Genomic DNA, 25339 nt, shown 5'->3' with positions numbered 1-25339 from the left:
AAGAAGTAAAATTTTCACATCATAGTTTGACCATGTGTCCCATAAACATAAGTTTGAAAGCTTATAATACTGGATCCACTTATCAAGTTCGCTAATATGGAGGATAATCAAGTTTTTTAGGTGATAATGTAAATATTTCAAAGCCATCTTTAGTTACGCCTATAGTATGCTCAAATTGTGCCGATAATGATTTATCACGCGTGGTAACTGTCCATCCATCTAATTTACTTAATATAGTGTCGTAATTACCTGCATTTATCATAGGTTCAACAGTGAAAAACATTCCTTCTTTTAACGTTAGACCTGTGCCGTTGCGGCCGTAATTTAATATTGAAGGCTTATCATGAAAAACCCGTCCAATACCGTGACCAGTATAATCTCTAACCACAGAATAATTATGTTTTTCGGCATAACTTTGAATTGCATACCCGATATCGCCGAGTTTAGCACCTGGTCTCACTACTTCAATTCCTTTCATCATTGCATCATAAGTTACTTGAATAAGACGCTTTGGTTTAATTGCTACGTCACCGACGTAATACATACGGCTAGTATCACCATACCAACCATCTAAAATTACCGTAACATCAATATTTACTATATCACCATTTTTTAATGGTTTATCATTTGGAATTCCGTGACAAACTACATGATTTATAGAAGTACAAATCGATTTTGGGAAGCCTTTGTAATTTAACGGTGCAGGAATTGCATTATGAGAAGTAATAAAATTATGACAAAGGTCATTCAAACTATTAGTAGTGACATTAGGTTTTACATGATCAGTAATAAAATCGAGTGTCTCTGCAGCTAATTTGCCTGCTGCACGCATCTTTATAAAATCTTTATCAGTGTGGATTTTTATAGTCATGAATTTTGGTTACTTTTACCTCAAATACAAAAATATATTTTCATAATACAAAATGCTTCTTTTAATGTAAATAACTTCTCTATTTATTCAAAAGTTCTGCTATATTATTTGATTTAGGTTTTGGAGATGATATTACTTGTAATAATTGTTTAACATAATTTGTTAGGCTAGGTTATTACTTTTTTGTAATTTTAGATTAAATTTTTGTCTATTTCTTTTTATTTTTAGATGTAGCAGATATATAAAATCTTTTTTCATGATTTTCGGCAGTTATACAACTATGATTAAATTATATAAGCAAAATAAAATTTTTGCACAGATTAATCTTACAGAGATCTTTTGTATTTTGGTTACTTTCTTTTTAGCAAAAATTTTCTTTTTAAAGTTAGTCATGTAATATTTCATTTTTAGATGGTTTTTGTCAATTGAGTAAGAAATTTCTTGTCTTTAATAGAACCTTAGATGATAAAAAGAAATATATTTTATCTTGCATTTATATTTCGAACTATGTTTCTCTTTATAGAGATCGTATAGGTTCCTTCTTTCTTAACTTACAGTTCATTTATAGTGAATTATAGTCAAATATTTAATTCAAAATAAAAAAAAGTTTTGCTTAGTCAATTGCTCTAATATAATATTTACGTCTATTCTAAATAAAACCTTGCATAAAAAAGCATTTTTTATTCGTTTTTTTTAAAATATGTTAATTACTTTTATAGCAGTAATAATTATTTCTTTATTGACAAGACTATTGAGTCTTATAGATTTAGATACTAAATTTATCATTTAGATTAATATTGAAAGCAATGATACTATATTACATAAATAAAATCCTTTCAAACAATAAGGTGCAAGCTTTTATCTTATGGATAATCGGGCTTGCTATTGTGATTGTTCTTATATCATATAATATAGACGATCCGTCTTTTAATTCAGTTACAACAGAATATCCTAGTAATTTAATCGGAATCGCCGGTGCTTATTTATCAGATTTTTTATATCAATTTTTTGGATTGACTGCTTTTATTATACCTCTTGCTTGCTTTGTTTGGGGCAGAAATTGTTGGCATGAAAGATATCGTAGCGTATTTATACGTATATTTGTAGTGTTGCTTGCTCTTATTAGCAGTAGTACATTATTATCTAAGATTAAGCTAGAATTTATACCAGCGAGTGCAGGTGGGGCTGTCGGAATAATAGTTTCTAATTTTTGTGAGCGATTCATAAATCAATTATATTTATTATTCCAAACTTTTGTTATATTAGTGGTTTTACTTGAAATTAAATTGATTTCTATCAGTAATGTTTTGATCAAATTAAGTAAATTTTTAACAAATTTGATACTATCATTTTTTAATTATATATTTCCACGATTATCTTTAATCACTATTCAAAACAATGATAAGTTAAATATAACTTCTTTTTACCAAAAGCCTGCAAGTAAAAAAGTAACATTTACTGAAGAAGCAAGTCTAATACCTACAAATCCTATAAAATGCTTTATCAAGCCTGTCTGTACTAAGATATCTCAGAATAAAATAGCAGCATTGCCACCTATTTCATTATTATGTGATCCTAAAAATAATCATGTAAAAGGAGCTTCTTCCTCAGAGCTTAAGCAAAAAGCTGAAGAGTTATTAACTGTATTGAATGATTTTGGAGTTAAAGGGCATATCATTAATATCAATCAAGGACCAGTTGTTACTCAATATGAATTTGAGCCAGCAGCAGGAACTAAAACATCACGGGTAGTAGGATTATCTGACGATATAGCACGATCACTATCTGCTTTATCAACAAGGATAGCGGTAATACCAGGTAAAAACGTGCTTGGTATTGAGCTTCCTAATAAGCAGCGCGAATTTTTTTGTTTAAAAGAGCTTATAGAGACACCTGAATATCAGGATAAATCAATTTTATTGCCGTTAGTTTTGGGTAAAGATTTAGCTGGTAAGCCTCTAATTGCTGATCTTGCTAGAATGCCTCATTTATTAGTAGCAGGAACCACTGGTTCAGGTAAATCTGTTGGTATTAATGCGATGATTGTGTCGCTCTTATACCGTTATACTCCTGAAGAATGCCGTTTTATCATGATTGACCCAAAAATGCTTGAATTATCAGCTTATGACGGAATACCACATTTGCTGACTCCTGTGGTCACAGAACCTTCTAAGGCAGTAATTGCTCTTAAATGGGCAGTGAAGGAAATGGAAAATCGATATAGAATGATGAGCAATATAGGTGTTAAGAATATTGCAGGTTATAATGAAAAAATCTTAGAAGCGGTTAAAGAGAATAGAGTAATTGAGCGTCCGATTCAAACAGGTTTTGACCCTGAAACTGGGAAACCTATTTATGAAACCGTTACGATGAATATGGCAAAACTACCTTACATTGTGGTTATTGTTGATGAGATGGCGGATTTAATGCTAGTTTCTGGTAAAGATATTGAAATGTTGATTCAAAGGCTTGCTCAAATGGCAAGAGCAGCAGGTATTCATATTATCATGGCTACGCAAAGACCTTCTGTAGATGTTATTACCGGTGTCATTAAAGCAAATTTCCCAAGTCGGATTAGCTTTAAAGTTACCTCTAAAATTGATAGTCGAACAATTTTAGGTGAGCAAGGTTCAGAGCAGTTATTAGGTATGGGTGATATGTTATTTATGGGTAATACTTCTAAGATCAGTAGGGTACACGGACCATTTGTTAATGAAGCGGAAATTACGAAAATTACGGAGTATTTGAAAGAGACTAGTATGCCTGTATATATCTCTGAAGTTACAGAGCAACCTGAAGAAAACTATAGTAGCATTGATATCGTGGACGGCTCAATTGATGAGGTACTTTACAAAAAAGCAGTACAGATAGTACGTAATGAACGTAAAGCCTCAATTAGCTATATCCAAAGGTCACTTAGAATTGGCTATAACAAGGCTGCAAATTTAGTTGAAAAGATGGAAAAAGATGGGATAGTCTCGCCTCCTAACCATACAGGTAAACGAGAGATATTACTACCTGAGATGTAATTTGCTATTCCAGTATTCTTAATTTAATTAACTATATGCTAGTGTTTTTTAGTCGTACCTAATCTTGATTATTCATAATATTAGTCTTAATATAGTTAGATCATATTGCTATTATAGCAAAAATAAAGTTAGTAAAAGTTTTTTCTAATAAAAAAAATATTAATGCTACAGATCTACAGATGCAAAAGCGAGTTTGGTGAAAAATTTCTGATCTAGCTATTAATGGAGTATCTAGTAAATCATATGTTAATTTATAAAGATACGAATTAGTCAATACTTCGAAACTAGTAAGATAGTAAGAATTTTGATAAACGATTATGTGATACCTGGTTTGATATAAGGACCGTAGCTTTTGAAAAATGATAGTGATTTAAATTTTATATACTCAAGGTATTGATGTCTAGTATATTAGGATTTAGTGGTCTGTATCGTCCTATAAAAGAGAATTCCAACTCAGAATTAATAATACAATTTTTTAATTGAATATGCTATGAATATTAATTATTTGATTAATTCGATAGATCCTCTAAGTTAAGCAAAGAGCAATATATTTTTGCACTAGAAATTATTATGCGAAGCTTGTGCTTATGAAGATTATTAATAATATTATTAATGTTTGCAATAGAATATGGATATTTATTTACAAGTATATCCAAGCTTTTACTCATCATTACCTACTTCCTTTCATAACACTGTTTTTTATTTACTGGAGCTCGAAAATACTGAAGTGAACTACATTAAAGATGCCAGGATTTACGCCGTTGTTTTAAATAATCTTGAATAGGTTTTTCTTATTTATGCAGTAAAACTATAATTATGGTAGCAATCTACATGTGGATATCAGATTTAATAACCTAATTGACCAAAAGTTGAATTAATTTGTATAAGCTCTGTTATGAACTCCATCTATCATAGCGATAAGAGTACTTTGTGTTTCTCAGTGTATTACAGTATTAAGAGATATTGTGGTTGATGGTAATTTGTATCGTATAACGTATGTAGCAATCAATTAGTTGATTTGCTGTTAACGGTCCTCAAGATAATCAAGGTTTTTATAGGAGTAATGATACTATTGCTGTATATTTAGTATGTTGTACTATTTAGGCTATCAATGTTATTGATACTACTTATGTAAGTCTTTAGTTTCACTGAAAATATTTTAATGAGTTTAATATGAAATAATTTATTTTTGTTAATATTACCAACAGAAAAATTTAAATTTCACTAGTACTGATACTGATATAGTTGTTGCAAAGCATAATTTTTATTATACTACTGTTTATTATAAAGGTTTAGGTAATATAATACTGTAGCACAGGGAGTATTTTGAGTGTAATACTCCTGACCATCATAGAAAAAACTATAATAATGTTACACTTAATATTTGGTAGTTTAATTATTGAAAGAGTTACTATTAATATAAGACTCAATAAATGCTAAGAATAGAATAATGACACTTAATTATAAGTAGCTCTATGTAAAAAGTTTGTGCACATGCAGTAATATTACTAATCATTGTAAATAAAACTTGCATTTATGTTCTGAATCTGAGCTTTTGTAGTATGAATTGGATTAAATCATGTTTGGTCATCTAAAGGTATAATGCATTTTGGCATTAACAGTAATTCAATAAATAATGCTACATTTTGTAGCAATATAAGCTTTGCTTATATATGTATTATGTTATCTTATCTAAAGGTTTTATCTTATAACTTCGCTTAAAGTATAACGGTAATGAACTTTGATTATGACTGGCATTATATTTTAACTTTTAATAGTTATATTAGTATGTAGCGGGACTACATATTATTTTAATTACAAATTAAGTAACAATAGTATCATACAGTATTGTTATCAAAAAATACTCTTTTTGATGTGGTATCTAAGTTAGACTGTGAAATATATAAGCTATAAGCCTGAAATTTGTAGAAACAGCAGGTAGTTTAAAGCCTGCTTCCAGCCAAATAATGTTTAAAGTAATCGTTAATAATTACTAAAGATTTGTGATTTATTTTTGTACACGATATAATTTTAGAATTGATAAAGCAAGAGTTTACATAGTGTCACTCAAATATTGCTTAAAAGAATGGAAGTAGCATTGCATTGCACATATGAATGTTATATTTTCATAACGCTTGTTTTATGATAAATGTACAATGAGTAGTACAAATACACGTCATTTGATATATTGTAAAACATAGCAATACTATTGCTGCTCTATATGCTAGATGCTAGTGGGTTTAGAGTAAGTACAAGAAGCGAATAAAAGTTATATTTCTTCTAGTAATGACGACGATATGGATTCTAAGTTTGCTCGATGAATAAGGTGATTTGTTGGTGATAAAACTCATAAGATACTAAACTCCTTGCACTTATAGGTTTTTACGGTTGAGTTAATAATGATTTATTATCTTTATAGCATATATAAGCTGATACTGAAGCGCACTGCAAACGGCATGTGTTCTTGAGATTGGTTTATATAATATATCTTACGAGTGTCTCCTTCGTTGAAGTTATAGAAACTTACTCAGATTATAATATCAGAATCAAATCAAGATGTGTTATTATAACTGCATTATAAGACTTTTGGATATCAAAATGCTGAGTAGTTAGTATAAATCTAAAATTTATATAGGTCAGTTAATTGTTAATTACAATATATGATGCCTTAGAGTATTGCTATCAAAGATAAATGTTATCATAAGCCAAGTGATACTTACGACAAAACCTTATTGTTAAAGGCAAGCACTAAATTTCAATGGCTCTGTAGATTTTTCTAATTTCATTACGAGACTTGAACATGGTATCTAGTATACAATCTATGAGATCAAATGATTTGAATATGCTACAGGCTGATAAAGCATATTCTAGATTTGTGCTTTCGTAGCAATGATATCGTATATTTACAAAAAATAATAAAAGAGCCTATATAGTTTGACTATAGAGATTTTTTTGTTTTATAATGTACTAATTGTGTATATTAGTACTAATACCCGTGGCTTGACCACCGGTATCCAGTCTTTTTGTATGGACAACCTGATCAATCTACGTGGTGACACAAAATTATGTTAGATAATATTAGAAAAACTTCCGATAGTTTTATAATGCGAGTTTTATTCGCAATGATAGCTTTTGCTTTTGTCGGGTTTGGTATCAAGGATATCTTAAACGTAAGAAGAAACAACGATATTGTTATTTTTTCTCATGCGCGAAATATATCCCAAGAGGATTTTTTGCGAGCAAAATCTTTAGAGATTAATGCTATCAGTAAGCAAATTGGGAAAAGTCTAACAGATGAAGAAATCATACAGTTAAATATTGATAATCGAATCCTAAAAAGCCTTATTTATAATAATATACTAGATTATTTAGTTAGCTATTATGACTTAGATCTAGGCGATGATACAATCAAAATTTTAGTTAAAGAATCTCCAATTTTTAAAAATGCACAAGGTGTATTTGATATTAAAATTTTTAAGACTTATTTTAGAAATGCTTATATAGGTGAAGATAAATATTTATTAAATTTTAAAGAACAAGTTCTCAAAAATATTATTGTAAGTACTTTTGTAAAAAGTTTCTATGTTCCTAAATCTATGACTGACAATATAGTAGATTATATGGCTGAAAGAAGAGAAGTAGAATTACTACAACTAGATTTACAAAATAAACCAAAAGATTTACAAATACATACTCCTACTGATCAGCAATTAAAGGATTTTTACCAAGATAATAAAGCCGCATTTGAAGTGCCTGAGAAACGCAGTTTTTCTTATATTAAAGCTAATATTAAGGATTTAAAAATTTCAATTACTCAAGATGAGTTGTTGGCATTTTATAATGAAAATAAAGATGAGTTTGGTGATCAAAGTTTTGAAGCAGTACAAACACAATTACATGATTTATTCAGAGCTAAAAAATTTGATATATTAAATATGGAATTTGCTAACAAGCTCGAAGATGAGATTGCATCAGGGGCAAGTTTAGTCGAAATTTCTGAAAAGTATAAGTTACCAATACAGAATGTTAACTACCTCAGTTATGCAGAGTTGATTGAAGATAATATAATAGCTGACAATATTGCAGAAAATGCTGATAGTATTTTTGAGCTTGCAGAAGGAGAATTATCTTATCCTATAGAAGCAGGGGATAAAAGTTATCTTCTATTGGTAGAATTAAAATCTATTCAGCCTGCAAAAATACCTAAATTTGATGCTATTAAAGATCAGGTAAATGAAGTTTGGATCAAGAGAAATATTGAAGATGAAAACTTAAAAATGATCAAGGATTTAGCAAAAGAATATAATGCAGGTCAAAAAAAAGAGTTTAATGTTGCTGGAATAAAAATAAGCAGAAAAAGTTATATTAGAGCGGAAATGGAAAATGATCTAACATTGACCCCTGAAATATTATTATCAATTTTCAATACAAAAATAGGAAGCAATACACCTGTATTCCGAGTAGGGGATGTAGTATATTTTGCACATATTAAATCTAGCAGTATTGATGAATTAACAGCTCAAAATATTCACGTCAATTTGGAAAATAATATAATATATAATATTAAAAATTCTGTAATTGAGGAGCTAATTAACTATACAATTATGCAGAATGATATGAAGATAAAGTATAATTTTACTAAGTAAGGCAAGTGCTAATTACATCTTTTGTAATTGCATGGTTTGACTTTAATATCTTATATCCTAAGATACAGGTATTCAGTCTAGGTATGATATCAGATGAAAATTGGAATGAATAAATATGCGTTTTAAAGATTTACCAGAGTTTTTAAAAGTTTTAGAAGAAAACGGTCACTTAAAGCGTATTTCTACTACAGTTAAAACTGATCTAGAAATTACTGAGATTAGCAGAAGAGTTTTAGCACAAGGTGGGCCTGCGTTACTTTTTGAAAATGTTATAAAAGCTGATGGAAGTAAATCCACTATACCAGTAGTCACTAATCTTTATGCTAGTATCCAACGCATTTGTATAGGGCTTAATCTTAAGTCACAAACAGAATTAAGAGAACTTGGTGCTTTACTTGCATTTCTTAAGCAGCCACAAATTCCAGAATCTTTTAAGGAAACATTGTCCATTTTATCATTGGCTAAGCGTATTTTTTCTATGTCACCTAGAACAATATCAAAAGGCGTTTGTCATGAAGTAGTCATTGTTAAACCGAATATTAATATATTGCCAATTCAAAAATGTTGGCCTGAGGATATTTCACCTTTAATTACTTGGGGGATAGTAGTTACTAAAGGTCCAACAAAAGATAGTGTGGATCATTATAATCTTGGAATATATAGAATGCAGGTGCTGTCAGAAAACAAACTATTGATGCGTTGGTTGGAATTACGTGGTGGAGCCGAGCATCATAAACGTTGGAAGGCAAAAAAGAAAGAGCGATTCCCTGCTGCTGTAGTGATTGGAGCAAATCCTGTGATAACTTTAGCAGCTGTTACGCCTATACCTGAGAATATTTCAGAGTATAATTTTGCTGGTTTACTTGGTAATAAAAAAATAGAGCTTGTGCAATGCAAGACTATTGATTTAAAAGTACCTGCACATAGTGAAATAGTATTAGAAGGCTATGTAAGTTTAGAGGAATATTTACAAGAAGGCCCTTTTGGCGATCATACAGGATATTATAATGATGTTGAGGAATTCCCTATATTTACGGTGACTGCAATAACAATGAAGAAAAAACCTATATATCTAAGTACTTATACTGGAAAACCGCCTGATGAGCCTTCAATCTTAGGTGAAGCATTAAATGAAATTTTTATTCCTATATTGCAGCAACAGTTTCCAGAAATAGTTGATTTTTGGTGTCCACCTGAAGGTTGTTCATATAGAGTTGTAGTAGTGTCGATTACAAAATCTTATCCTGGTCATGCTAAAAGAATAATGCTCGGAATTTGGTCTTACTTACGGCAATTTATGTATAATAAGTTTATTATAGTTGTCGATGATGATATTGATGTTCGTAATTGGCAAGAAGTAATTTGGGCAATAGCGACAAGAAGTGATCCAAAACGTGATACAAGTTTTATAGATAATTCTCCTATAGATTATTTGGATTTTGCGGCGCCAATGTCAGGGCTTGGTAGTAAGATGGGAATAGATGCAACAGATAAAATATACCCTGAGACAAATAGAAAATGGGGTAAAAAAATAGAAATGTCTCAGGAAGTTATCGACAAGGTCGATAGTATGTGGGATGGTTTAAATATATAATGTATATTCATTGCATTTTTCATTTTTAGAAATATCTCGGAGCTAAACATGTATAACATCACGCATGAGACTATAATCAACAATTTCAAAGAAATAGCTAATAAATATCAAGAGCTTATTTTACATTTCATGCAAGGTAAAGGTAGTATGATACCTAAGAGTTTAATTGATAGTGATAAAAACATAATTATAGCCTATTTAATTATAGAACAGTTTTGTAAAAATCCTCAAAAATTTTGTCAGCTTAATATTGAATATATTGATAAATTAAGAGAACTTACAACGAATAGCTTTGCAAAATTTGTTGGTAGTACGTCAAAAGATATATTTTATACGGATAATCGAGATAAAAGATTTAAAGATTCTTTATGGGAGGATAATGTGTATTTTCACTTTGTAAAGCAATATTACCTTCTTTCTGCAGCGTGGATTAAAAAGAATATAGAACAGTATGAGCTATCGCATGATCTCAAACAACATTTAGAGTTTACAACTAAACATTTTATTGATGCTTTTTCACCTTCAAATTTTGCTTTTTGTAATCCAAAAGTTTTGCGTGAGACATTAGAAAGCGGTGGACACAACTTAGTACAAGGATTAGAAAATTTTTTAAGAGATATAAAGAGTTCAGGTGATATATTAAATATTAACACTACAGATAAATCTGCTTTTAAACTCGGTCAAAATATTGCAGCAACAAAAGGAAAAATCATATTTCAAAATGATTTAATGCAATTAATATGCTATGAACCAAAGAAAAAAGTTCATAAAATTCCGATATTTATTATTCCACCATGCATAAATAAATATTATATACTCGATTTATCTTCGCATAATTCTTTAGTATCTTTTTTGGTAGAAAATCATTTTCAAGTTTTTTTAATTTCATGGGTTAATCCTGATACTTCCCTATCGGAGAAAGGCTTTGAGGATTACTTAAAAGAAGGTATTTTAGCACCTTTTGAGTATGTAAAAAATCTTGGTTTTGCAAAAATTGATTTTGTGGGTTACTGCATGGGTGGTATGTTTCTTGCTATAATTATTGCTTACTTCAAAGTCAAAAGCATAGATTCTGTTCACAGTAGCACTTTTTTTACCACTTTACTTGATTATACTAATCCAGGTGAGCTTGGAATATTTTTGAATGAAAATACTATTAACTACATTAAGGAAGAGATAAAACTAAAAGGATATTTTGATGGGAAATATTTATCTAATAGTTTTAGTTTGCTAAGGGCAAATGATTTAATTTGGACGTTTTTTGTCAATAATTATTTACTCGGTAAAAAGCCCATGCCTTTTGATTTACTATATTGGAATGCGGATTCGACTAACTTGCCTGCAAAAATGTATGAGGAATATTTACACAATACATATTGCAATAATTTGTTAAAAGAAGCAAATGCTTTGGAAGTACTTGGTACCAAAATAGATCTTGGAAACATTGATTGTAACTCTTTTTTTTTAGCAGCGAAAGAAGACCATATAGCTCCATGGCGTTCAATATATGATGGAGTAAAATTATTAAACGGAGATAAGATTTTTTGTCTTACTGATTCAGGACATGTAGCAGGTGTAGTTAACCATCCTGCTAGTGCTAAATATAATTATCGTATTAATTATGACTTAAGTTTAAGTAGTAATGAGTGGTTTATGCAAGCGACGGAATATAAAGGTTCATGGTGGAATTATTGGATTGATTGGCTTATAAAAAATAATGATACTAAGATTTTAGTAGATTCTTTAGATTATCAGAATCTAGATGTTATTGAAATAGCTCCTGGTAGTTATGTAAGAAGATAGAAATCCGACTTTTTTGTCGTCCTGTGCGACTGAATCGATGGTTCTAGACTTCTTCTTTATTATTTATGGATATGGTCTCTGGATCAGAGGGTATTACAGAGTAGGTTGCAGGCAACACTAATAAATAAATTATGAAAAGCAAAAATAATAAATTTATAGCAATGTCTATTCCATTTATCTTGGGAACTGCTTTAGGTATTTATGTAGAGAGTACGTATTATTTTACTAGTATAATCAATCAAAAATCATTTGCTTTACCTGATACACAAATAAAGCATTATAGTATTCCGGAGCTTTCAAGAAGGAATGTGAGTACATGTTTTACTCCACCTGCAGGTTGTACTAAATTTATAGTGCAGCAGCTAGAGAAAGCTGAAGAATCTATTTATATGCAGGCATATGGTATGAGCGATTCATTAATTACTACTGCGCTTATTAATGCACAGATGCGAGGAGTAAAAGTGAAAATATTACTCGATCGTAGTAATTTAAAGCAGAAATTTTCTAAATTATATGAATTACAACAAGCAAAAATTGATGTCGGCATAGATACAGTACCTGGCATTGCCCATAATAAAGTTATAATTATTGATAAAAAGAAAGTAATAACTGGTTCGTTTAATTTCACTGTTGCTGCCGATAAACGTAATGCAGAAAATGTAATCCTTATAGAAGATCAGCAACTAGCAGAGTCTTATTTACAAAATTGGTTCAGTCGAAAAGCGAGTAATTCAGTGCATTTCTAGCATATTATACCACAACTCGATTGTGGTATAATATGTATTAGTGCCTTTTAAGCAGATTTGTTATTAAAGTTTTTTTGTACTTGTTCTGTAGTATTGCTATTATTAGAAGCATTATGAATATTATCTGTCATATGTTTATTTGCGGCTTCAAATATCTTGTTTGAGGTTTCATAAGCAATATTTGCTAATTCCTTAGCATTGTCCATAGATGTTTCATAAATAGATTTTACACATTTTTGATGACATTCAGTAGCTTGTTTAAAATCTTTAGAATTCGTTACTTCTTTAGTACTATTTAAAATAGTATTAATATTATTTTGTATAATCTCAGAATTTTTCTTAAGCAAAGATTGTAAGCTTTCTGTAGCAATTTTGTTAGTGGTAAAAAAAATATTCATGGCTTTTTGAACTGTATTGGTGATAGATGAAAGATCTAGATTAGTAGTGTTTTTCATAGAATTCATATAAAATTCTGGATTCATATAGGATTTCATCAAATTTAAAAATTGTGTATTATTTAACATTAATTAATTCTCCTAAATTAAATTTTACCTTAAAAAATTTTTTGTATTGTATTAGGTCGCATATAAAATATAAACTCTCAATTCATGCTAACATTTATCAAATTATGAGTCAATAATTGTTAGCATGAAGATTAATATTAAAAATAGTTAAGTTTTTATAAATGTTAGATATATCAATTCAAGAATTAATAAAACAGTGGCAAAAATATCTCATTTTGCAAAGAAATTACTCCAATAATACAGTAATTGCTTATAATAATGACCTTAAGCATTTCCTTGAGTTTATGAATTATTATAACTCAGAGCTTGTAACGATCAATCATATTAAAACTGTTGATATAAGACTCATCCGCAGTTGGCTTGCAAAACGTAAATATGAAAATTTTACTGCTTCTTCAATTGCACGTGGTTTATCTACAGTAAAAAATTTTTATAAGTTTTTAGAGAAAACAATATTATTAAATAGTCATATAATTTTTTCTATAAAATCTCCTAAAAAGGCTAAATTGTTACCAAAAGCTTTATCAGTAGATGATGTATTAATATCACTTGAACATATTGAAGGATACGGCAATGTTAAGTGGGTAGAACTTAGAAATAAAGCGCTACTTGTTCTTATATATGCTGCAGGTCTACGTATTTCAGAAGCATTATCAATTACAAAGCTTCATCTGCAAAATCTAGAATTTATAAAAATAATAGGTAAAGGTAGTAAAGAAAGAATAATTCCGTGGTTACCTTTTGCTAGGAATTTAATTACCAAATATTTAGGAATATTGCCGTATAAGTTAGATGAGAATGAACCGATCTTTAGAGGAAAACATGGTAAGAAATTACAGCCGTCAGTATTTAATCGTGAATTAATTAAGTTAAAGCGTGTTTATGGGTTACCTGAATATTTAACTGCTCATTCATTTAGACATAGTTTTGCTTCGCATTTGCTTGAGTATGGTGCAGATTTACGCTCTATTCAAGAGCTATTAGGTCATAAAAGTCTATCTACTACACAAAAATATACTCAAACAAGTATAAAACATTTAGAGGCTGTATATAATACAGCATATCCAATTAAAAAATAAAATTAATATTAATAATTCTTGCGTTAATTTTAAATTATATATTATTATTTTACAAACCTTATTAATCTATAAAAGATAATATGAGATATTAATATGCTAGAAACACCTAAATTACCTATTGGATATAAACCTTCTAAAGATGAAGAATATATGTGTCCTAATCATCTGGAATATTTTAGACAAAAACTTTTAAGATGGAAAGAGGATTTATTAAAAGAATCACAAGCGACTTTAAATCATTTAAAAGAAGAAAATTTAAAAGAATCAGATCTTAACGATTGTGCTACTCATGAAACAGAAAGAGCTTTTGAGTTACGTAGTAGAAATAGATATTGTAAATTAATGAGTAAAATAGAAGAAGCATTATCACGTATTAAAAATGGAGAATATGGTTATTGTGAAGAAACAGGTGCTCCAATAGGTATCAAAAGATTAGAAGCAAGGCCTATTGCTGCATTATGTATTGAAGCACAAGAACGTCATGAAAATTATGAGAGAAGTCATTTAGATGAACCTGGAAATTAATTAGTGTTATTTACATGTATCAGAAAGATTACCTTTTTTGCTATGATATACTTGGCTTACCAAAATGATTTTGTACCATAGATTTTGTACTTAGATCCTTACACACGTTTGCGGTATTGTCTGAATATCTAAAACCTAAAGAAGTTAGAGCGTTTACAGTTTCAAATAAAGGTAGTCCCATAATGTTTGAATATGAGCCAGAAATAAATGAGATGAATGCTTCTGCATAACCAGAAATTTTGCACCCGCCTGCTTTATCTATTCCTTCATCTAAAGAAGAATAAAAATTAATCTCTTCATCACTTAATTTTTTGAACTTAATAATAGTCTGAACTATTTTTTGTCTAAATGTAAGTTGGTTGTTCTCTTTTTTGATAATACATAAACCTGTATAGACACGATGACGGCGCCCAGATACCATCTTAATACAATGCTTGACCTCTTCATAAGTGGTAGCTTTTGGTAATATTCTTCTACCTACTGCAGCTACTGTATCAGCAGCTATAATTATAGATGATTTCTCTATTTGAGATGCAACTTTAATGGCTTTCCCGTAAGCAAGTCTTATTGCTAAGGGAGCAGGTAATTCGCGCAAATTAGGTGTTTCGTCTATATCTGCAGGAATAATTTGTGCAGGAATAATTTTTATTCTATCTAATAACTCAACTCTTGTAAGAGAGCTTGATGCTAATATGATTGGTAGGTTTTTTATATGTTGCTTCATACTTATAAAGACTAGTGACGATGAATCACGCGCCCTTTAGTTAAATCATAAGGTGTCATTTCTACTGTAACTTTATCTCCTAGTAATATTCTGATACGATTTTTACGCATCCTACCGGAAGTATGAGCAATAATTACATGATCATTCTCAAGCTTTACTCTGAAAGTAGCATTCGGTAAAAGTTCAAGTACTGTCCCTGTAAACTGAATTAGATCGTCTTTTGACATTATAGTTTTTGTTTGTATGGTCGGGGCGGAGAGATTCGAACTCCCGACCCTCTGGTCCCAAACCAGATGCGCTACCAGGCTGCGCTACGCCCCGATAATTAATTATGTCTATACTATATACTCTATTATTCGTAGCAAATCAATTTGTTTATCTAAAAATTTATAGATTTTTCACAATAATATATACGTGAGTAGGTATTGTTCACGTATATAATGCAGATCTTTATTGTAGGGTGCCATTGCAATCTAAATAAATTTTTATTTAGAGCATTTTTACTATATTAGTTCTGTCAAAACTTTAAGTTTCTACTGTAATGACGTTTTTGTCTTACTAATTAACTAAAGTTTTGTTATTTTTATAAGTAGCTAAATAGATCAGTTTTACTCTTGTATTATTTGATGTTATATAGGTTTTACTAATAATATAACCTAATAATTATAGGTTGTTATATTATATAATTTTAGCATTAATATTGTTACCTAAAATTAATATTTTATTTCTTCAAAAGAATCTAATAAGTATAACTATCTTGAAATAAAGTCCTTATTTATTATTAACTTTTTTAAAAGTGGCATGATAAGTTCTATAAAAAGATTGCATTTTGTTTCTGTTTTGCTGTATATTAATTCTTCCGAAATATGAATAACTATCCCGCCCATATTGATGTACAAAAGATTTTTAACAATTTTCCAAAGATACAAAAGTATTTGTATACGAATACTAGTCTCGATTTTCTAATTTAGAAAATTACCGCTTTAGACGACAAGTCAACGAAAAATACTCTAAAAAGTTTAATACAACAAATATAGTTGTATGCACTCCTGCAATTATGTTTGTGAGCGCTAGTTGCTTTTCTGAGATCTTAGAGTGCATAGAAATGTTATCGCAGATAGTTGAGTTTGATCTAGTGGTATTAATCTAGATAAAATGCATTGCAGAAAATGTGTTTTCAATGATGTTTCTGTGCTTATAGTATTGTGTATTACTGAGAATGTTCCTATAATTGATGTAAATTATATCACGCTTGATATATTGTAAATGTTAAATCAAATCTTTAACTAAAAGATATTAGTTTGCTTACATGGCTTCTAAAATAATGTTTTATATAATATTATAAATAATGATGTTGATTCAAACCCTATAGTGCATTTAGTATTTTTAGATCATACTTCTAGAGCTGACTTTAATAACAACAATTTAAATAGTGTCGTTTTTTTAAATCTTGACCAAAAATAAAGCAATAGACTTAAGAATTCAGTATTCTAACATCACATAGTAAGAATCCAAAATAATTTTGCTGATGCAATAAAAGCGTTTGTAGAGCTTGATTTCAATTCTATTGAAGTATATAAAGTAGGAATAAAACAGTTATATGTATTTAAAAGAGACAATTAAGGATATTGTTAAATTTTTATAAAAGCAAAATGAATCTAATACTACTTATGAAAGATTTAATATAATAGTATTATGCATTAAAAATATTAACATAAGGTTTTTTATATGAGTACAAACATAAACGAAGTAAGAAAAGTTAAAGAGTAAATCTAGATAAATTAATAATGGAATAAACATTTAAATTCACTAATGAAGTGTCACTCAAAATTCTCATAGACTTAGAACAAAATCAAAAGAATTTTATATGAGACACAAAATATAAAGACTAAAGAGTTGCTAGCTTTCAATATTTGTAACTATTTTTAGGAATGGCAATAGTTTTTATGCTGATTGAATGTAGTTTTTTATTTAATATTTCAGATATGGCATTTTTTACTAATTTATGTTGATTAATTAAAGAAAGTCCATTAAATTGATCATCTGATATTTCTAAAGCATAATGGTCTTGATCTCCTACTAAATCAGTAATTTTTATTACACTACTTGGAAAGGATTTTTTAAGTATTTTTTCTAACTCTTCTGCAGATATTGCCATTATTTTATCAAAATTAATTAAAGTTTGTCTGTTAAAGTAAAGTTGCTTATGAATTTTTATTGTAGAATTTTAAACATTCATTGATAAACTCTACTCTTATGAATATAATAAATTATATATATCATATTCATTATTATGAAAAAAGACACTGAAGAATTAAAATTATTTATTTTAGAATGTTTGATTGAGAAAAAAGCAGAAAATATTGAAGTAATTGATTTAAGAGATAAAAATAAATTAGCCGATTATATTATATTTGCTAGCGGTCGTTCTACTAAAAATGTTGGAGCAATTGCTGAATATGTAGCTTTAGCATTAAAAAATCATGCCTGTATAAATAGTAATATTGAGGGGCTTAGTAAATCAGAGTGGGTACTAATAGATGCAGGCGCTGTTTTAATTAATATTTTTTATCCTGAAGTACGGGAGCATTTTAAGCTAGAAGAAATTTGGAAAAGATGAACGATCATATTCTTATTAACGTTATAATTTTACTCGGTACTGCAGTTTTTATAGTAGCTATACTTAAGCGTTTTAGATTAAGTCCAGTACTTGGTTACTTAATTGCTGGAGCTGCAATAGGAGATCACGGTTTAAAAATTGTAACATATGACCAAACTAAGTTATTAGGTGAACTTGGTGTAGTATTTTTATTATTTGCAATAGGACTTGAGTTATCTTTTGAGCGATTAAAAGCTATGAGACGATATGTATTTGGTCTTGGTAGTTTGCAAGTTTTAACAACCGCTATAGTAATTGCTGGTGCAATGGTACTTATAGACGGTAATAGTAGTGCAGCTATTATTACCGGTGGTGGTCTTGCGCTTTCATCTACGGCACTTGTTATGCAGGTTATTGATGAAAATCGTAGCCAATCAACACAAATAGGTAGAGTTTCTTTAGCTATTTTATTATTGCAAGATTTAGCTGTAGTGCCATTGCTTGTTATAGTACCGTTACTTGCAAGTAACAATAAAGCCTCGCTTGCAGTTGCTCTTGGTATTGCATTCTTAAAAGCCGTGACTGCCTTACTTACAATATTTATTGTAGGTCGTGTTCTACTTCGTCCTGTATTTTCATTCATTTCATCAGAAAGTAATAATACAAGTGAGCTACCTATTTCTATGACTTTGTTAATAGTACTTTCTGCTGCTTGGGCTACTGAAACATTTGGTTTATCTTTAGCTCTAGGCGCATTTGTTGCTGGAGTATTAGTTGCAGAAACCGAATTTAGATTGCAAGCAGAAGAAAGTATTTATCCTTTCAAAAGTTTATTTTTAGGATTATTTTTCATGACAGTTGGTATGAATATTGATGCACTAGAAATGTATGAAAAAATATCTCATATTCTTACTTTATCTATTGCTTTAATATGTATAAAAACCTTAATCATAACAGCTTTTTGTGTTTTATTTGGTTTTAATAAAGGCGTTGCTTTTTATTCAGGATTATTATTATCGCAAGGAGGAGAGTTTGGTTTTATATTATTCAGTTTAGGAAAAGATAGTGGAGTATTGGAGGAAAGTACTGCTGATATATTATTACTTGTGGTTACTTTTACTATGGCACTTACTCCATTACTTGCAGCTTTAGGTAAAAAGATTGCTGAGAAAGTTGATAAAGGACTTGGTAAAACTCCGACTCAAATGATAGAGCTTGGAGCAAGAGATTTAACAAACCATATTATTATTGCGGGACTCGGTAATACCGGTAAAATGGTAGCAAGAGTTTTAGAAGCAGAAGGTATAAGTTATGTAATACTTGATTTAGATGATGATAGGGTCAAAGAAGAGTTATCAAACGGTTTGCCTGTTTTTAAGGGTGATGTATCGCAAGCTGATACTCTTAAGGCATTAGGTACTGAAAGAGCGTTTGCTATAATACTTACTATGAATAATCAAGTTACAATCAAAAAATCTCTTAAAACAATTAGTGGTAATTATCAGGATATACATGTAGTCGTTAAGTTAAAAAATTTAAAAAATGCTAGAGAATTTTATGATTTAGGTGCAACAACTATTATTCCCGAAAGTTATGAAACTGGATTACAAATAGGTGGCACAGTCCTAAAAAATATAGGTATTAGTGAGCAGGAAATTAATAGGATCAAAGTACAATTTAGGCTTGGTAATTATATAATAGCAAAAAAAGAGGATGCTTTATCTGAAGTTGAAGATAATGATTAAAATTTTGATTATTTTAATTATAATAATGTTATCAACAACAATTAATGCAAATAATAATAAAAAATTGCCTATTCCGCGATTTGTTTCAATAAAATCTAATGAAGTAAATGTAAGGCGCGGTCCAACTACTAAGTCTGCTGTAGAATGGGTTTTTATTAAAAAAGGTGAACCTGTAGAAATCACTGCAGAGTACGCACAATGGCGACAAATATGTGACATTAATGGTGAATGTGGTTGGATACATTCAAGTGTTTTATCATCTAAAAGATCAGTGATTATTGTCTCTGATAAAGAAATAGAGCTTACTAAATCAGCTGATCCTAAAAGCAGAGTGATAGCAAAATTAATGCCAAAGGTGCGCTGCAGTCTAAAAAAATGCAAAGAACAATTCTGCCAAATTACATGTAAAGATTATAAGGGATGGATCTCAAAGAACGCAATTTGGGGAGTATACAATCATAATGATAGATATTAATAAAATAGATTTCATTGCATCATTTTTTGCTATCATTTAATCTATTAACTTCGGATCCTCAAATTTTATATACGCTGTTTTTATGAGTTTGCTAGTGTTTTTAAAGTATTTCTTTTGATAAGATTAAATTATGCATCAGTCATAGATGTTAAATATTTTTGTTTGATAAAAGCATAGGTTTTTTATTATGAGACAATACTTATATACAAAGCAATCAAAATGATATAGATATTTTTTTGTAACACAAAGCTATAGCAGGTTTATGTAGTACTAGTTTTCTCAAATTGTAAATCTAAATGGAATCATGGGTAAATATGTTGTAGTATTACAGTGAAAAAACTCAAATTTATGAGAATAGAAAAATTAAAAGGTTATGTAAATCAGAATTAAATTATTGTAATTCATGTATGGATATCAAAATAGTCCTTGCGAGGAGCAGCATTATGCTAAAGTTTAGGAAAATTAGGAAAAAATCTGAAATAATAATTTTTACTAGATTGCTTATTCAACTACCTTGTATCATTCTTATAATGACGTTAATTTATTAACTAACCCGCCTTAAGTTACTTCACTTTTATTATATTTTAAATTTGATAAAATTATCTAAATATAGTATAGAACTTTTTATAATATACTTGATACACTATACAACACTGTGATGAGTATTGCTTTGAGAGCTTTTATATCTCTTTTTGTAATTGATTTTCGTATATTATTGAATTTTATATTATAGAACAAAAATTATGAGTAAAAAGCTTTATATTAAGACCTATGGATGTCAGATGAATGTTTATGATTCCGTTAAGATACAAGATTTGCTTTATCCCTTCGGTTATGAATCTACGGAAGATATTAAAGAAGCTGATATTATTATTCTAAATACATGTCATATCAGAGAGAAAGCAGCTGAGAAAACTTATTCTGAACTTGGTCGTATTAAAAAACTACAAAATACGAGGAAGCAAGAAGGTTTAAATCCTGCAATAATAGTTGTAGCAGGTTGTGTTGCTCAGGCAGAGGGGGAAGTAATTTTTACAAGAACTCCTTATGTTGATATTGTTGTTGGTCCACAATCTTATTATAATTTACCAGAATTAATCTCCAAAGTTGTTAGACATGAAAAACACTTAATTGATCTAGATTTTGTTGAAGAAGCAAAATTTGATAATTTACCTGAACAATTATATACGCAAGGAGCTAGTAGCTTTATATCTGTACAAGAGGGGTGTGATAAATTTTGTACTTTCTGTGTAGTACCTTATACAAGAGGTGCTGAATTTTCAAGAAGTGTAGAACAGGTTTACAGAGAATCATTAAAAGTAGTTAGCAACGATACTAAAGAAATTATACTACTTGGACAAAATGTTAATGCTTATCACGGTAAAGGTCCAAAAGATAAAATATTTACTCTTGCCGATTTACTAAAACATCTGGCACAAATTCCAAATTTAGAGAGATTGCGTTATATGACCTCGCACCCTATAGATATGACAGATGATCTAATAAAACTGCACGGTACTGAGCCTAAATTAATGCCGTTTTTACATCTACCTGTGCAATCAGGGTCAAATAAAATATTGAAAGCAATGAATCGAAAGCATGATCGAGATTATTATTTTAATATAATTAATCGCTTAAGAGAAGCAAGATCTGATATAGTTTTATCTTCTGATTTTATTGTTGGTTTTCCTGGTGAAACAGAGAAAGATTTTGAGGATACTTTAGATTTAGTTCAAAGAGTAAAATATGGTCAATGCTATTCATTTAAATATAGTCCGCGTCCAGGCACACCTGGTGCAATCAGAACTGACCAAATACCTGAACATATAAAATCCAAAAGATTAACTATATTGCAAAAAGAACTCGCAACTCAGCAACTAGCTTTTAATGAAAGTTGTGTTGGTAGTACTATGAAAGTGTTATTCGATCGTGATGGTAAATTTGAGGATCAAATAATAGGTAAAACGCCTTACATGCAGTCCGTATATATACACAATCCTAATAAATCTTTACTTGGTAAAATAGTTGATGTAATCATTACTAAGGCTGCGCTTAATAGTTTAACCGGCGAAATATTATAAGTCATGTACAAATCCTTATTTTTCTTTTTAAAGATTTTTGCAATTCTTATTTTACTAGGTTGTTCTGTTACTGCTTATATAATATATCACTATTCACATGATTTACCTGACTACTCGCAGCTTGTACGTTATTATCCTCCATCTGTAACTCGTATTTATTCTCGTGATGGTAAATTAATGGAGGAATATGCTTTTGAACGCCGAGTATTTGTACCGATTAATAATGTACCGAGTTCATTAATAGAAAGTTTTATCGCAGCTGAGGATAAGAATTTCTATAACCATCCAGGCATCGATTTGCTTGGCATAGTTAGAGCAGCATTTTTAAATATATCTAATTATTTACATAATAGGCGTATGGAAGGAGCATCGACTATTACTCAGCAAGTGGTTAAAAATTTTTTGCTAACTAATGAGGTTTCGCTTGAACGTAAGATTAAAGAAGTTATCATATCTTATATGATTTCACGAGTATTTACTAAGCATCAAATTTTAGAATTATATCTTAATCAAACATTCTTTGGTCGTGGTGCATACGGTGTTGCGGCAGCTGCACAAAATTATTTTAATAAATCTATAGAGGAACTTACTATTGCAGAATCAGCGTTTATTGCAGCACTGCCTAAAGCTCCTTCCGAACTTAATCCAGATAAAAACTACTCTCGAGTAAAAGCTCGTCGTGATTATGTAATAGAACGTATGTTTGAAGATGGTTATATCACAAGAGATACTATGAAAGAAGCTATAGGTAGCCCAATAGTTCTACGTAAACGAGCTAAAGAAGAAACTGTTACGGCAGATTATTATGCTGCACAGGTACGAGAAGAAGTGATTAAGATGTTAAATAGTAAGGAAGAATTTTATAGAGGAGGTCTCACTATTATTACTTCTTTAGATGCACAGATGCAGAAATTAGCTGAAAATGCTCTAAGAAAAGGCCTGAGAGAGTTTGATAGAAGACATGGTTTTAGAAAGCCTATAGCTAATATTCCTCTTGATCATTGGCAAGAGGCGCTAAAAAACATACCTACTCCTTCTTCACTTTTGGAATATAAATTAGCTGTAGTTCTAGATGTTTCAGATAATCATGCAAAGATTGGACTTATAGATGGTAGTAAAGCGAGGATACCTATTATTGAAATGCAATGGGCAAGAAGTAATCTTAAATCAGTTAAGACTTTGCTTAAAAAAGGTGATGTGATAGTGGTTGAGCCTATAAAAGATTGCTATGCTTTGCGACAGATTCCTGAGATCAACGGAGCTATTATGGTTATGAATCCGCATACCGGGCAGGTACTTGCAAGCGTTGGAGGTTATGATTTCTCTACAAGTAAATTTGATAGGGTAACTCAAGCACTTCGTCAACCAGGTTCTTTGACTAAAACCTTTGTATATCTCGCAGCTCTTGAAAATGGTGTTAAGCCTAATCAGATTTTTAACGATGGACCTATTGAGATTATGCAAGGTCCAGGGATGCCTAGTTGGCGTCCTAAAAATTATGAAGGTCAGTTTTTAGGTGAAATGACTATGCGTACTGGTTTTGAAAAATCCCGTAATCTTATAACTGTAAGAGTCGCAACTGCTGTAGGGCTTACAAAAATAGTTGATATAATTAAGCGATTTGGTATTAATAATGAACCAAAAAAAGTTTATTCTATGGTACTTGGTTCAATTGAAACCACACTTAGCAGAATAACTAATGCTTATGCAATTATTGCTAATGGTGGTAAAAAAGTTGAGCCTCATTTTATAGAATTAATTAAAGACCGTAATGGTAAAATTATTTATAGACGAGATAATAGAGAATGTTTTTCTTGTAATATTTTGGATAGTGATTTAGATACTGCAATATTAGAAATACCGAAAGAAGATATATATAGAGTTACCGATGAAGCTAGTGATTATCAAATTACTTCATTTTTAACAGGAGCAATAGATAGTGGTACTGGTTATGCTGCGAGGAAACTTGGAAAAATTATTGCTGGGAAAACTGGTACTAGTAACGATAGTAAAGATACATGGTTTATAGGCTTTACACCTAAGATAGTAGTAGGTAGTTATGTTGGGTATGATACACCGAAAGAACTTGGAAAAAAAGCAACAGGTTCAAACGTAGTATTGCCGATTTTTATTGATTTTATGAATCATGCTTATAAGGATGAACCGTCGCTACCTTTTAAAGTTCCAGACTCAATTAAGCTAATCGCTGTAGATAGAATAACCGGTAAAATGATACCAGACGGTACTGTTATAGAAGCATTTAAAGTAAATAATATCCAGATGCTTGAGAATGATTATATGATTGATAATCATGATATTTTTATACCTGGTATATCAGATCAATCGCAGGAAATTTACTAGCGAGGTATTATTGAAGTCAATAAATCTACTAGTATCTAGTATATAGTTATTTTATTCTGTGAATTAGTAGATGGTACTGCACATATTTTTGATCAACGCAACAAAGTTACTATACTTATTATCTTACTGTCCTAATATCACTTACGATACCTTTTATAGATAAAGATGTTATTTTTTAATTCAAGACAATAATAAATTCATTCAAAATGAAAATAACTATGAGATCCATTATAATCTATGATCAACATTTAACATTACTATCTATAATTTATAACTTTAATTGGTTTTTATATTGATTAAACTTATCCAAATCACTTTGTAGTAGATAGTAAGGCTTATATCCTAAGGTTTGGCAACAGTAGCATATCATTCGAAACTGAATCAAGCATAATTTGTTTCAGTATTCTTATGTTAATCAAAGCATTATATATTGCAAGCTTCCATGATTAATCATGTAATGAAATTTTATGATTGTAACCCTTATATTTCAGAATATAAACGATACAGGCAATCAACTTTTTTTTATAACAATATAAA

The 25339-nt window shown here is 29.9% G+C and carries 17 protein-coding genes and 1 tRNA gene; 12 read left to right on the top strand and 6 right to left on the bottom strand.

The genetic code is table 11. From position 1 onward, the window contains the following. Positions 1-91: 91 nt before the first annotated feature. Positions 92-871: a type I methionyl aminopeptidase gene (map, locus tag RT_RS03995; protein ID WP_011191241.1), complete on the bottom strand. Its 780-nt coding sequence runs from the start codon at positions 869-871 to the stop codon at positions 92-94. An 809-nt stretch (positions 872-1680) separates the two neighbouring features. On the opposite strand from map, the gene RT_RS03990 reads away from it, so the two are divergent. The 5 genes from RT_RS03990 (at position 1681) to pld (ending at position 12689) form a co-directional block, all read left to right on the top strand. Then, a complete protein-coding gene (locus RT_RS03990; RefSeq protein WP_044286911.1) occupies positions 1681-3900 on the top strand; it encodes a DNA translocase FtsK in 2220 nt (739 codons plus the stop codon). A gap of 3065 nt (positions 3901-6965) precedes the next feature. Next, the gene (locus tag RT_RS03985; protein WP_011191239.1) at positions 6966-8546 is read left to right on the top strand and encodes a SurA N-terminal domain-containing protein; all 1581 of its coding nucleotides are present in this window, start codon (positions 6966-6968) and stop codon (positions 8544-8546) included. Between the two features lie 115 nt (positions 8547-8661). Continuing rightward, complete coding sequence (locus tag RT_RS03980; RefSeq protein ID WP_011191238.1) at positions 8662-10140, top strand: UbiD family decarboxylase; 1479 nt, start codon at positions 8662-8664, stop codon at positions 10138-10140. A 48-nt stretch (positions 10141-10188) separates the two neighbouring features. Next, positions 10189-11943, top strand: a complete 1755-nt coding sequence (locus RT_RS03975) for a PHA/PHB synthase family protein (protein WP_011191237.1) — start codon at positions 10189-10191, stop codon at positions 11941-11943. 131 nt (positions 11944-12074) lie between these two features. Continuing rightward, on the top strand, positions 12075-12689 hold the full coding sequence (gene pld / locus RT_RS03970; RefSeq protein WP_011191236.1) for a phospholipase D: 615 nt from the start codon (positions 12075-12077) through the stop codon (positions 12687-12689). Between the two features lie 47 nt (positions 12690-12736). Here the strand turns inward: pld and RT_RS03965 are convergent, their stop codons facing one another. Continuing rightward, the gene (locus tag RT_RS03965) at positions 12737-13213 is read right to left on the bottom strand and encodes a phasin family protein (RefSeq protein WP_011191235.1); all 477 of its coding nucleotides are present in this window, start codon (positions 13211-13213) and stop codon (positions 12737-12739) included. Positions 13214-13374: 161 nt separating this feature from the next. On the opposite strand from RT_RS03965, the gene RT_RS03960 reads away from it, so the two are divergent. Together RT_RS03960 and dksA are read left to right on the top strand one after the other, a co-directional pair. Then, positions 13375-14292, top strand: coding sequence for a tyrosine recombinase XerC (locus RT_RS03960; RefSeq protein WP_011191234.1), 918 nt, complete (start codon positions 13375-13377; stop codon positions 14290-14292). Between the two features lie 93 nt (positions 14293-14385). Beyond that, a complete protein-coding gene (gene dksA, locus RT_RS03955; RefSeq protein ID WP_011191233.1) occupies positions 14386-14817 on the top strand; it encodes an RNA polymerase-binding protein DksA in 432 nt (143 codons plus the stop codon). A gap of 40 nt (positions 14818-14857) precedes the next feature. Here dksA and RT_RS03950 read toward each other — a convergent pair whose 3' ends face one another. The 4 genes from RT_RS03950 to RT_RS03935 form a co-directional block, all read right to left on the bottom strand. Next, positions 14858-15541: a nucleoside triphosphate pyrophosphatase gene (locus tag RT_RS03950; RefSeq protein ID WP_011191232.1), complete on the bottom strand. Its 684-nt coding sequence runs from the start codon at positions 15539-15541 to the stop codon at positions 14858-14860. Positions 15542-15552: 11 nt separating this feature from the next. Then, the gene (gene infA, locus RT_RS03945) at positions 15553-15768 is read right to left on the bottom strand and encodes a translation initiation factor IF-1 (protein ID WP_008579354.1); all 216 of its coding nucleotides are present in this window, start codon (positions 15766-15768) and stop codon (positions 15553-15555) included. Positions 15769-15785: 17 nt separating this feature from the next. After that, positions 15786-15862 (bottom strand) — tRNA-Pro (locus RT_RS03940). A gap of 1585 nt (positions 15863-17447) precedes the next feature. Then, positions 17448-17699 (bottom strand): BolA/IbaG family iron-sulfur metabolism protein, encoded by a 252-nt coding sequence (locus RT_RS03935; protein ID WP_011191231.1) that lies wholly within the window; start codon positions 17697-17699, stop codon positions 17448-17450. 135 nt (positions 17700-17834) lie between these two features. Here RT_RS03935 and rsfS point away from each other — a divergent pair, with 135 nt between their 5' ends. From rsfS to RT_RS03910, 5 genes are all read left to right on the top strand, one after another. Then, the gene (gene rsfS, locus RT_RS03930) at positions 17835-18161 is read left to right on the top strand and encodes a ribosome silencing factor (protein WP_011191230.1); all 327 of its coding nucleotides are present in this window, start codon (positions 17835-17837) and stop codon (positions 18159-18161) included. Beyond that, positions 18158-19885 (top strand): monovalent cation:proton antiporter-2 (CPA2) family protein, encoded by a 1728-nt coding sequence (locus RT_RS03925; RefSeq protein WP_011191229.1) that lies wholly within the window; start codon positions 18158-18160, stop codon positions 19883-19885. Before rsfS ends, RT_RS03925 begins: the two co-directional genes overlap by 4 nt. Next, positions 19878-20360 carry an SH3 domain-containing protein gene (locus RT_RS03920; protein WP_014419470.1) on the top strand — a complete coding sequence of 161 codons (483 nt, stop codon included), beginning with the start codon at positions 19878-19880 and terminating at the stop codon, positions 20358-20360. The genes RT_RS03925 and RT_RS03920 overlap by 8 nt, the downstream gene beginning before the upstream one ends. Positions 20361-21103: 743 nt before the next feature. Further along, a complete protein-coding gene (miaB, locus tag RT_RS03915) occupies positions 21104-22441 on the top strand; it encodes a tRNA (N6-isopentenyl adenosine(37)-C2)-methylthiotransferase MiaB (protein ID WP_011191226.1) in 1338 nt (445 codons plus the stop codon). A gap of 3 nt (positions 22442-22444) precedes the next feature. Continuing rightward, a complete protein-coding gene (locus RT_RS03910) occupies positions 22445-24802 on the top strand; it encodes a penicillin-binding protein 1A (protein ID WP_011191225.1) in 2358 nt (785 codons plus the stop codon). Positions 24803-25339: the final 537 nt, after the last annotated feature.

Origin of the sequence: Rickettsia typhi str. Wilmington, from assembly GCF_000008045.1 — a bacterium.
Lineage (GTDB): Bacteria > Pseudomonadota > Alphaproteobacteria > Rickettsiales > Rickettsiaceae > Rickettsia > Rickettsia typhi.
The sequence above is the reverse complement of the archived record's forward strand: the minus strand, read 5'-3'. Positions and strand labels throughout refer to the sequence as shown.